Genomic DNA, 12,080 nt, shown 5'->3' with positions numbered 1-12,080 from the left:
ATTTCGTGATCGCTGTATAAGAATTTCTTGATTAAGGGAAAGATGTTTTCTACCGAAACATTAATTTTTCCTGTTGTCATATTTATATATTTTTAAGTTTTATTATTTTAAAATACACTTTCAAATAGAATACCAATTGTGTTTAGAATGACAAATTGGCGTAAGTATTAATTTTGTAAAAAAATAATTTAATTTTGAAACAATTTTATTTTTTTTGAATTGTATCTTTGTTATAATATTAATTCAAAACTTTTTATAGAATGAAAAAAATAATTGTACTGTTTACATTTTTTATAGTTGTTACTTCTTGTAAGACTCCAGCACCAGCGGCTGCAACAAACGTTGACAGGAAATCTCAAGTGGCTATTAAAGGGAATTGGACAATCACATCTGTATCTTATGCAGGTTCAGATATGTTTAAAATTACTTCTTTCGATTTAGCTGACTCAAAATGTTTTGAAGGCAGTACTTGGAAATTTATTTCAAATAATGATTCTGGGAACATGGTTTTAACACAAGCTAATTGTACTGGTTTTAGTTCGCCAATTAAATGGTATGTAAACAAAGATGGTCAATTCGTGTTAAAATTTTTAGCAGATGGAATAAAAGCTAAAAAAATGCAACAAGGTTACATTCTTAAAGTGGCTGATCAAACTGCTGAATCATTCAAATTGATTGACAATGTAAATATTGGGGGAAAAATGACGAATATCGTTTATCAATTTAATAAATCAAACTAAAAATTACAATTATGAAAAAATCTTTTATATACATACTTTCAATTTCGTTTCTTTTAGGAACTGTTTTATCAAGTTGTGAGTCAGTAAAGAATACTAATAAAACCCAACGTGGAGCTGCAATTGGCGCTGTTGGTGGCGCAATTCTTGGTGGTGTTTTAGGAAATAACCTAGGAAAAGGTGGAAATGGTGCCTTGGGTGCTGTTTTAGGTGGTGTTATTGGTGGTGTTGCTGGTGGCGTTATTGGTCATAAAATGGACAAACAAGCCAGAGAAATTACTGAAAGTTTGCCTGGTGCAAAAGTAGAAAGAGTAGGAGAAGGAATCAAATTAGTTTTGGGCGAAAACTCAGTACGTTTTGATACAAATAAATCGACATTGACATCTACAGCAAAAGCAAATCTAGATAAGTTAGTACCTGTTTTTACAGAATATCCGGATACTGACATTCAAATATATGGTTATACGGATAGTTCAGGAGCTGATGATTATAACATGACATTGTCGCAACAAAGAGCAGCTTCTGTAAAAGCTTATTTGTCAGGAAAAGGTTTAGTTAGTTCTCGTTTTAATACATCTGGACTCGGTGAAGCAGAACCTATTGCTTCTAATGATACTGCTGAGGGAAAATCTCAAAATCGTCGAGTAGAATTTGCCATTACTGCAAATGATAAAATGGTAAATGACGCTAAAAATGAATCTGGTAACTAATTTTTTATTACAATATTTTAAAAGCTGTTTCGTGAGAAACAGCTTTTTTTATTTCATTTTTTTTGAAAATATTTAACATAAATTTTTGTTTAACTTTTTAATTTAATAATTAAACAATAGCTATCTTTGTATAAGATATTTAATCAAATGATTATGGCAACTGCAAAAAAAACGGAATCAAAAAAAGAAATAATTGATGATAATAAAATCATTAGTTTATACATGAATGATGTTCTAGAGAACAATCATAATACAAAAAATGTTTACGTTTTTTGTAAAAATAACGGTATTGAAGAATCGGATTTTTATTCGTTTTTTGGTTCTCTCAATGATATAAAACAATCTATTTGGACTAAGTTTTTCGAAAACACAATTTCTACTCTCGAAAAAGACGAGAATTATGCTAATTATCCAGATAAAAATAAATTATTGTCTTTGTATTTTACATTATTTGAAATACTAACTTTAAATAGAAGTTATGTTGTTTATTCTTTATTAGAAAATAAAGAAGGAATGAAAAATCTAAAAGATTTCAAGGAATTTAGAAATCATTTTAAGAATTATATCAATAATATTATAGAAAACAGTAATTCAGTAATTAGCGATAAAGTAGCTAAAATAACAAAACCTGTTTTCTCTGAAGGAGCTTGGATTCAGTTTTTATTTATATTAAAATTCTGGTTAGATGATACTTCAAAATCATTTGAAAAAACAGATATTATTATAGAAAAATCTGTTAATACAGTAGTCGATTTACTAGACACTAAACCACTAGAAAGTCTATTTGATTTGGGTAAGTTTCTTTGGAAAGAAAAAATGATGTAACTATGAAAACCTTAGATAGTATTCCCACAACAAAAATAGAACGAGCTAGTCAGTTATTAAAAACAGGAGTAAAAGTAGGAGGTAATTACTTGTCATATTATGGCGAAAAAATAGTAAATCCTTCATTAACCAAAGAGAAACTTAATGAAAATAATGCAGAAGATATTTATGATGGTCTAAAAAACTTGAAAGGAAGTGCGCTAAAAGTAGCTCAAATGCTTAGTATGGATAAAAGTATTATGCCTCAAGCTTATGTAGATAAATTTTCTTTATCACAATTTTCTGTACCAGCATTATCAGCGCCATTAGTTCGTAAAACGTTTAAAAAATATTTGGGAAAATTTCCCGAAGAAATATACGATACTTTTTCGCCCGATTCTGTAAATGCAGCAAGTATTGGTCAAGTACACAAAGCAACAAAAAACGGAAAAAATCTAGCAATAAAAATTCAATATCCAGGAGTAGCGGATAGTATTAGTTCAGATTTAGCACTTGTAAAGCCAATTGCAACAAGAATGTTTAACCTTAAAGGTAAAGATTCAGAAAAATATTTTCAGGAAGTTGAAAACAAACTTTTAGAAGAAACAGATTATATTTTAGAGTTAAAACAAAGCGAAGAAATGTCTCACGCTTGTAGGAATATCGAAAATTTAAAATTCCCAAAATATTATACGGATTTATCATCAGAGAAAATATTAACTATGGATTGGATGGAAGGCGAACATCTTTCGGAGTTTGCCGCACATAATACTGATCGAGAAAAAGGGGATAAATTAGGACAAACCATGTGGAACTTTTATATGTTTCAAATGCATAATTTGAAACGTGTTCATGCTGATCCGCATCCAGGAAACTTTCTTATTGATAAAAAATCTAATTTAATCGCAATCGATTTTGGTTGTATAAAAGCAGTTCCTAACGAGTTTTATATCCCGTATTTTGAATTAGCTACACCAGAAGTTATTAATGATCAGGTCATTTTTAATCAAAAATTATATGAACTGGAAATACTTCGTGCTGATGATTCTGAAAAAGAAATTATTTATTTTACAGATGTTTTTCACAGATTATTAAGCCTGTTTACAAAACCTTTTCATGGTGATTATTTTGATTTTTCTGATGAAGATTTTTTTGGAGCTATCGCAACATTAGGTGAAGAGTTTACAAAAGATACTCAGTTAAGAAAAATGAATGGTAATAGAGGTTCTAAACATTTTCTATATATTAATAGAACGTTTTTTGGATTATATAATTTACTACATGATTTGAAATCCAGAGTAAATACGCAAGAATATAAAAAATATATGTAAAAATTGGTTTAATTATTAGTTAATAGAGAGCACTTTTTCTTCCTAGAAATCGTGTTCTTTTTTTTTGAAAATTGTAAATTTGTGTTTTTAAAAATAGATATGCTTCAAGTTCAAAACATTTCATTTGGTTATACTGATAAAATAATTATTCATAATATTAATTTTGCGGTAACTCAAGGTCAAAATATTGCTATTTTGGGCGAAAGTGGTTGCGGAAAAAGCACACTTCTAAAACTCATTTATGGATTATACGATTTAGATGGAGGTCAGATATTTTATAATGAAACAGAAGTTTTTGGGCCAAAATGTAATTTAATTCCAGGAATAGATAATATGAAATATTTGGCTCAAGATTTCGATTTGATGCCATATATAACCGTTGCGGAAAACGTAGGGAAATATTTATCGAATATAAATATAGAACAAAAAAACAATCGAATTCAGGAATTACTCGAGATTGTTGAAATGACACAATTTGCTGATGTAAAAGCACAATTTCTTAGTGGAGGACAACAGCAACGTGTAGCTATTGCTAGAGTTTTAGCTTTAGAGCCAGAAGTTTTATTGTTAGACGAGCCATTTAGTCATATAGATAATTTTAGAAAAAATGCCTTGCGTAGAAACCTGTTTTCGTATCTTAAAGAAAAAAAAATCACTTGTTTGGTTGCTACTCATGATAGTACCGATGCTTTGTCTTTTTCTGATGAAACTATCATTTTGTACGACGGAAAAATTCTAGAAAAAGGCATTTCAAAAGAAATCTACACGAATCCGATTCATAAATATACAGCATCACTTTTCGGGGAAGTGAATGAACTCAAATTGTCACAATTTACTTTTGTAGAAGGAGAAGATGAAACAGTTTTGTTGTATCCACATCAATTGGGAATATCTGAAAACGGAATATTAAAAGTTATAGTAAAACAATCTTATTTTAGAGGGAATTATTATTTAATTAAAGCAGTTCTGGATAAAAAAGTAGTTTTTTTTGAGCATAATGCTGATCTGAAATATAACGAAGAAGTCAGGTTAATTATAAAATAAAATGGGAAAAGAAGATCATTTGACAAGACAGATTAATCAACTTGGATTTGTTTTAAGTAAAATATTAGAAATGCTAGTAGGAACTAAAAATAGTGATGAATTATCTGAAAGAGTTTCTGAGGTTAATTCTAAATTAAAGGAAAAATTAGATTTCAATTTAGAAATTTTAGATACTATTTCCGATGAAAATATTATCGAATTCTTAATTCAAAAAGAAGGTTTTAATCATTCAAATATCGAACTGTTTGCAGATATTTTGATTAAAATTGACAAAGAAAAATATGCGAAAAAAGCATTAGAAATATACAATTACGTTAATCAAATTACGGCTACATTTTCTTTTGAAAGGGATTTAAAAATTAAAGAATTAATGGTTAAATAATCCCAAAAATTAATAAAATACGATAACCAAGTAGCATAAAAGCTACAATATTCTGAATAGATTTATAAGTTGTTGCCAAAATAAATCCCTAAAAAGGCTGAAAATGTTTCAAATAAAGCTAATTTGTAATTTAACGAAAGTTCATTATTAACAATTTTAGGAATATAAATACTTAATCTCGAAACGCCGACTAATCAGGTAATAACAACGCCAGTGCTATAAATGATTATTTAGTTAATCTGGGACGAATTAAGGATATACTTCGAAATATCTTTATGACCAGAAATTCCGAAATTAAAAATTACATTTTTGTTAATTTTTTCTGAGAAGAAATGACTTAAAGATATTGCTCATAAAAATGGATGAAATTATTAAGTATAACTCAAAGTCTGAAATAAAGGTTAAATCGGAACCTAATAGGGCAAATAAGCAAATGATTATATAATCCATATACTTTATTTGTAGAAATTAAGTAAAACTAACTAACTTTTATTGCTTAATTTTACAATAAGTGTAAATTTGCAAACTGATTTTTAATAAAAATATAAAATATGTATCATTCTAAAATTACTGGACTAGGTTATTACGTTCCAGACAATATAGTTACAAACGATGATTTAGCAAAAATTATCGATACAAATGATGAATGGATACAGGAACGTACTGGTATTCAGGAACGTCGTCATATCATAAGAGGAGAAGATACCACAACATCGATGGGGGTAAAAGCAGCAAAAATCGCTATAGAACGCTCAGGATTGTCTAACGATGATATAGATTTTATTGTTTTTGCTACCATTTCTCCAGACTATTATTTTCCAGGACCAGGTGTTGCTTTGCAGAAAGAACTAGGATTAAGAACGATTGGTGCATTAGATGTTAGAAACCAATGTTCTGGATTTGTTTATGCTTTGTCGGTTGCAGACCAATATATTAAAACAGGAATGTATAAAAACATTTTGGTTGTTGCATCAGAAGTACAATCTTTAGGATTAGACATGACCACACGTGGACGAAATGTTTCAGTTATTTTTGGAGACGGAGCAGGAGCAGCCGTTTTAAGCAGAGAAGAAGATATAACTAAAGGGATATTATCTACACATTTACATTCGGAAGGAGAATATGCAAAGGAGTTAGCCGTTTTAGCACCTGGAATGGGTGGTCGATGGGTTTCGGATATTATTGCCGAAAATGATCCAGACGACGAAAGTTATTTTCCTTATATGAATGGGCAATTTGTATTTAAACACGCTGTAGTTCGTTTTAGTGAAGTGATAAATGAAGGTTTAGAAGCAAATAATTTACAAGTTTCGGATATAGATATGCTAATTCCGCACCAAGCTAATTTGAGAATTTCTCAGTTTATACAAAAGAAATTTAATTTGACCGATGACCAAGTTTTTAATAATATTCAAAAATACGGAAACACAACTGCAGCTTCTATTCCTATCGCTTTGACTGAAGCGTGGGAGCAAGGAAAAATTAAATCTGGAGATACTGTCGTTCTCGCTGCATTTGGTTCAGGGTTTACTTGGGCAAGTGCAATTATTAAATGGTAATATTTTAAAAATATTTTATAAAAAAAGCTCCAAAGAAATTTGGAGCTTTTTGCTTTTTATAATAATCCACCACTTCCCTGGGTTTCATTTTTGTCTCTTTGTTTTCTTTGTAATGCTTTGTTTTTACTACTACCAAATTTGTAATTAAAACCAACATAAATAGATTGACTTTCCCATGTAAATTGTCCAACAGATGGATTTGGTTTGTCTCCTTCAAATTCAAACTTCATAGCATTAAAAATATCACTAGAACGAATGCTTAATGTTCCTTTTCCTTTCAAGACATTTAAACTTGCACCTAAATCTGTTTTCCACATTGGTTTACGAGTAAACTGTAGTCCGTTATCTTGTCCTCTGTACATAGTGAACCATTGCAAACGGAAATCTTTAGTTAGTTTAAAACTATGATTCATACGAGCGTTAAAGTTTGTTGCATCTACCTCAGTGTATTCAAAAACATGTAAATTGTTTTCTATAGTTCCTTTTACTTTTTTGTAATAAGTATCTATACCAAAATTAACACTCCACCATTTTGTAAAATCTAAATTCCCAGATAATTCAATACCATAAGCATTATTGTTGTCAAAATTAGAATAGGTTAATATTTGTCTTGTAGCATCATTCGGATCAGTATAAACTACACGGGTAATTTCATCTTGAATTCTTCTATAAAAAATTCCAGAAGTAATACTTCCAATTTTAGTTTTTCGGGTATAGTTTAATTCAAATGAATTTGTAAATTGTGGAATCAATTCTGCATTTCCTACCGAAGTTATTGTTGGTGTACTCCATTCGCGAATAGGATTTACCTGTCCAATACTTGGCCTGTCTACTCGTCTTGAGTAATTAAAATTGAATGAGTTGATATCGCTAGGATTATAAGTAACAAATGCTGATGGATAAACAGTTAGAATATCGTCTTTAAAATTTTGATTAGCGATAGCAATTTTTTTAAAATTAGCATCTACATTATATTGCTCTACACGAGCTCCAGCCTGAAGACTCCATTTTCCCAATTGTTTTCCGTAGGTTCCATAAGCAGATTGTATTGTTCTTTTATAATCGAAAGCAGAATTATAAGCGTTATTTACATTAAATGAATTGTCTGTCGATTCGATTCGACTTTCTAATCCTAATTCTAATTTTACGGTTTCCGATAACGGATTGGTGTAATCTAAATTAACAACTGTATTTTTTCCTAAAGTTTCGACTTGATTTGTATAGGAACTATTGCTAATATTGGGATTTTCAAAATAAGCATTTTCAGGACCATCATCAATATTATGATTGATTTCTAATTCGATATTATGTCCTTCTTTTTTAAAATCATGTTTATAATCTAAATTATAAGTTTGCGATATGTTTTTATTTTCGTTATCAAATAACTGAAGTGAATTTGGATTTGGTCCAGTAAAATAAGTAACTTCGGTCGAACCAAAACCATCTCCTAAAAACCTACTTTGATTAGTATAAATTGAGATGGTATTTTTTTCGTTTAAATAATAATCTAAACCAATTTTTGCTAAATGGGAAGTGTTTTTATTGCCAAAAGTAAATTTCTGATAATTGTTATTATTGTTTTCAAAACTTTGAATGAATCCTCCGTTTGCTTGTTTTCCGTGATTAAAACCATAATTACCAAAAAGATTTACTTTTCCAGATTTATAATTTAAATCAAAAGAAGAATTTATTTTTGGAGTTTTGGCAAAAGTAACTCCAGTATTTACACTTCCATTGAAACCAATTTTTGCATTTTTATTTAAAACAATATTAATAATACCGCTCATTCCTTCGGGATTATATTTAGCAGAAGGATTTGTAATTAATTCAATTTGTTTAATTGATGCTGATGGTATTTGTTGTAAAACCTGCGCCGATGTCATATTTGTGGGCTTACCATCAATTAGGATTTTTACATTTTCATTTCCACGCAAACTAATTGCATTGGTTTGAGGATCTACAGTTACAGACGGGATATTATTCATAATTTCCCCAGCTGTAGCTCCAGCCGAAATTAAATCTTTACCTACATTAATTACTTTTCGATCTATTTTTTGTTCAATAGTAGATTTTTCTTTTACAACAGAAATCTCACCTAGCTCTGTTGCTTCTTCTTCAAGAGCTATGTTTTTTAAATTAAGATTTTTATCTTCTAAAGACAATGTAATGCTGTTTACATATTTTTTATATCCCATAAAGAGTATTTCAATAGAAAGTTTTTTTAGAGGTAAGTTGTTTACAACAAAATTACCGTTTTCTTTAGTTATACCACCAGATATAACTTTACCATCATCTTTTATTGTAACGGTTGCATAAGGAATAGGTTCGTTTGTTTTTTTGTCTATAATTTTCCCAGAAATACTTCCAGAGTTTGGGGTTTCAGGAACCGATGTTTGAGCATATAAATTAGCAAACTGAGCTAAAATGCAGATAAGTAAAATTTTTAATTTCATACGTTTGTTTAATTTGATTGTGATTTTATAATTGATGATTGATATGAACTAATAGACTGTATAAGGGATGTTTTGTTACATTTTTAAGAAATTTTTAACATAAAAAAGCCTCAACAATTTTATTTTGTTGAGGCTTTTATAACCTGTATTATAAATTATCTTTTGAGTGCAAAGTGTGATTTAAACACTTTTGAAGTTCCTTTTTCAGAATAATCTACTGTAAACCAATAATCTGTAGAAGGCAATGGTTTACCGTTGAATGTTCCATTCCAACCATCTGATGAAGGTGTAATTTGTTTAATTAGTTTTCCAAATCTGTCAAAAATTAATATTGGCGCATTTGGATTTGTTGTTTTCAGATGGATAATATTCCAGGTTTCGTTAAAACCATCACCGTTTGGTGTAAAGAATTTAGGATAATTTATAATCTCAGCTTTTGTTGGTGCTGGATTACAATGACCATTTTTATCATTTACAGATATTGTATGATTTCCTGGCGAAATATTATAAAATATGTTACTGTCTTGGTAAGGTTCCTGGTCAAGTCGGTACTCGTAGTTTCCAGAACCAGCTCCTAAAACATTTACAGTAATATAACTTGGGTTTTCGAACGCATCACTGTAGGTAATTTCTATATAAGGCGCATACGGTGTGACTATTGTTGTAATTGTTTTAGGACAAGGCGGCGTTTTAGAATTATCTGTAACAGTTACAGTATAGTTTCCAATCTGATTAGTTGTAATTGAGGATGTGTTTCCACCAAATGAATTTCCATCATGAGTCCATACAAATGAATAATTTGCACCAGATAAACCAGTGTCTAAAGTAGTAGAATTTAATATAGTTCCTGTTGCATAATCATTACAAATAAAATATTCGGTATCTAAAATTGGGTCAGGCAAAAGATTTACTATCAATCTTAATTCGGTAATAGCAAAACAAGGATCTGTTAGTGTATTGTTTGTTACTCTTATCCAAACACTATCTATAAGCGGATTATCATTTTGATATGCTGCGGGATTAGGAATTGAAGTAGCTAAAGGATCATTTGCATCTGCAAGCGAAGTGTAAAATGTTAAAGTAAAATCTGGATCAGGTGTTTGTCCGTTTAGAACCTGATTTCTAATTGCTAAAGTTGTTAAGTCGAATGAAAAAATACCATCATTATTTCCAAAAGTATCACATTCTTCTGGAATAGTCACTGCATTTGCAACAGGCCTAGAGACAATAGTTATGGTAAATATAAATTCATCGGAACAATTTGGAGTGAATCCAGAAAATCCAAATACATAAATATTTTGTGTTGTTGATATCACATTTGAAGGTAATAAACCAACTCCACCTGTATTAGAATAATAATTCTGTCCAGCTGGTAAACTTGGTAAAGTGTAGCTTGAACAACGTGTTAGACTTGCTGGTTCAGTTACATTAAAAATAGTAATATTTATAGGTTGTTCTATAGTACAATTAGGGTTTGTACTGGTTTCAGCATAAGCATAAATTGTCGTTGGTGCAGGACTTAATGAATTATAAGTTATGGGAGCTACAATTTCTGTATTTCCTGTTGCTAATGGTCCACCAGATAAAGTATAATATTTCCCTACTGTTAATGGTTGTAAAGTGTATGAATCACAAACATTGATAACGCTTTGTATTGCAGGAGTCAAAACAGGTGTGTTATTTATAGTTATACTAAACGGATTTTCATCACTACAATTTAACCTGTCTCCAGTTTCGTAATAAATATAATAAGTTGGTAATACCGTTGCAGATGTAACAGTTGTTCCTGCAAGAATTATATTTCCTCCACCTGTTGGTCCACCTGGAGCATCATAATAAAAATTATTTGCTGTTGCATGTGGTGGGAAAGTAAAACTATTACAATATGTTAGTTGTGTCGGAATTGGATCAGCTTCAACCCCGTTAATAGAAATATTGAAAGAGTTTTGACTAAAACAAGTAGCATCATTAGGGTTAGCTGCATAAATATAAATAGTATTGTTTGTTGTAATTGTATCTCCTGCAGATAATGGATTTACTCCATTTGAATCATCAAAATAATTACCATTAGTTAATGGACTTAAAACATAAGAGCTGCATTGTTCTACATCTGCTCTAGAGTCTATTATAGGTTTTTGATTAATTGTAATTAACCAAGGTTTTTCATTATAACAACCTACAGTTGTCGCAGATGCTTTGTAAATGTAAATCGTTGCGGTTGTAGTAATTACATCTCCAGCATTTAGCATAGGTAATCCTTGATTTGTACCGGAATAATAAGTCCCACCATCTGCTTGTACTGGTAATGTATAACTCGCACAAGTCGTTACATCAGTTGGTGTTGTTAGAAACGGAGCATTTATAGTTATGGTAAAGAAATCGTCGTCAGTACAATTAGGAGATCCGGCTCCGGGAACGTAAGTGTAAATATTTGTAGTACTTGTAATTACTGTTCCTGCTGGAATGATATTCCCATTTCCATTTGGCGCATCATGATATTCTCCAATAGGTAACCCTGGTAATGTATATGATAAACATTGTGTTTCATCTGCTATTCCTAAAGTTCCTATGTAGGCTGTGAAAACAATATCAGGTGTTTTACAGTTATTATTTGTTGCAAAAACATAAAGCGTTGTTGTAGTCGTTATTGGGGAAACAGCAAGAGTATATAATCCTGTTATACTATCAAAAGTATAATAATTTCCAACTGCTAATGGCGGTAAATTATATGCTACACAATCAAAAACATTTGGAAAAGACCCAGTTATTGTTGGCGTAACATTTATAGTAACATTAAATTGACTTTGCACTATACAAGAAGGTATATCTGTTGAAACAAAGTAAACATAGATTGTTGTCACTCCAGGTGTTGTGATTAACGTAGTTCCTCCAAAAAGCTCCGTTCCACCACCACTAGGGCCTCCGGGTGCTGTAAAATAACGAGAGTTGTAATCTAAAACGGGTAGTAAATACTGATCACAAGCAATTACATCAGGAGGAGTAATATCAGTTTGTGTTACAATTTCTACTCGGAAGCTTCTTTCTGATGTGCAACTAGGT

The 12,080-nt window shown here is 30.4% G+C and carries 9 protein-coding genes; 7 read left to right on the top strand and 2 right to left on the bottom strand.

The window, feature by feature from the left end; translation table 11 throughout:
* Positions 1-260: 260 nt before the first annotated feature.
* The 7 genes from ABI549_RS11925 (at position 261) to ABI549_RS11895 (ending at position 6,567) form a co-directional block, all read left to right on the top strand.
* Positions 261-740, top strand: coding sequence for a lipocalin family protein (locus ABI549_RS11925; RefSeq protein WP_348076690.1), 480 nt, complete (start codon positions 261-263; stop codon positions 738-740).
* An 11-nt stretch (positions 741-751) separates the two neighbouring features.
* Positions 752-1,447 carry an OmpA family protein gene (locus tag ABI549_RS11920; protein WP_348076689.1) on the top strand — a complete coding sequence of 232 codons (696 nt, stop codon included), beginning with the start codon at positions 752-754 and terminating at the stop codon, positions 1,445-1,447.
* 153 nt (positions 1,448-1,600) lie between these two features.
* Entirely contained in the window at positions 1,601-2,272 is a 672-nt protein-coding gene (locus tag ABI549_RS11915; protein ID WP_348076688.1) for a TetR family transcriptional regulator C-terminal domain-containing protein, read from the top strand.
* A 2-nt stretch (positions 2,273-2,274) separates the two neighbouring features.
* Entirely contained in the window at positions 2,275-3,582 is a 1,308-nt protein-coding gene (locus ABI549_RS11910) for an AarF/UbiB family protein (RefSeq protein WP_348076687.1), read from the top strand.
* Between the two features lie 99 nt (positions 3,583-3,681).
* Positions 3,682-4,626 carry an ABC transporter ATP-binding protein gene (locus ABI549_RS11905; RefSeq protein WP_348076686.1) on the top strand — a complete coding sequence of 315 codons (945 nt, stop codon included), beginning with the start codon at positions 3,682-3,684 and terminating at the stop codon, positions 4,624-4,626.
* A 1-nt stretch (position 4,627) separates the two neighbouring features.
* The gene (locus ABI549_RS11900; RefSeq protein ID WP_348076685.1) at positions 4,628-5,008 is read left to right on the top strand and encodes a hypothetical protein; all 381 of its coding nucleotides are present in this window, start codon (positions 4,628-4,630) and stop codon (positions 5,006-5,008) included.
* 551 nt (positions 5,009-5,559) lie between these two features.
* Positions 5,560-6,567 (top strand): beta-ketoacyl-ACP synthase III, encoded by a 1,008-nt coding sequence (locus tag ABI549_RS11895; protein WP_348076684.1) that lies wholly within the window; start codon positions 5,560-5,562, stop codon positions 6,565-6,567.
* Positions 6,568-6,623: 56 nt separating this feature from the next.
* Here ABI549_RS11895 and ABI549_RS11890 read toward each other — a convergent pair whose 3' ends face one another.
* Complete coding sequence (locus ABI549_RS11890; protein ID WP_348076683.1) at positions 6,624-9,020, bottom strand: TonB-dependent receptor; 2,397 nt, start codon at positions 9,018-9,020, stop codon at positions 6,624-6,626.
* Positions 9,021-9,175: 155 nt separating this feature from the next.
* A partial coding sequence (locus tag ABI549_RS11885; RefSeq protein WP_348076682.1) for a T9SS type B sorting domain-containing protein occupies positions 9,176-12,080 on the bottom strand: 2,905 nt, incomplete at its 5' end.

It is taken from the genome of Flavobacterium sp. (assembly GCF_039932285.1).
Classification (GTDB): Bacteria; Bacteroidota; Bacteroidia; order Flavobacteriales; family Flavobacteriaceae; genus Flavobacterium.
This window is presented reverse-complemented; position numbering and strand designations above follow the sequence as displayed.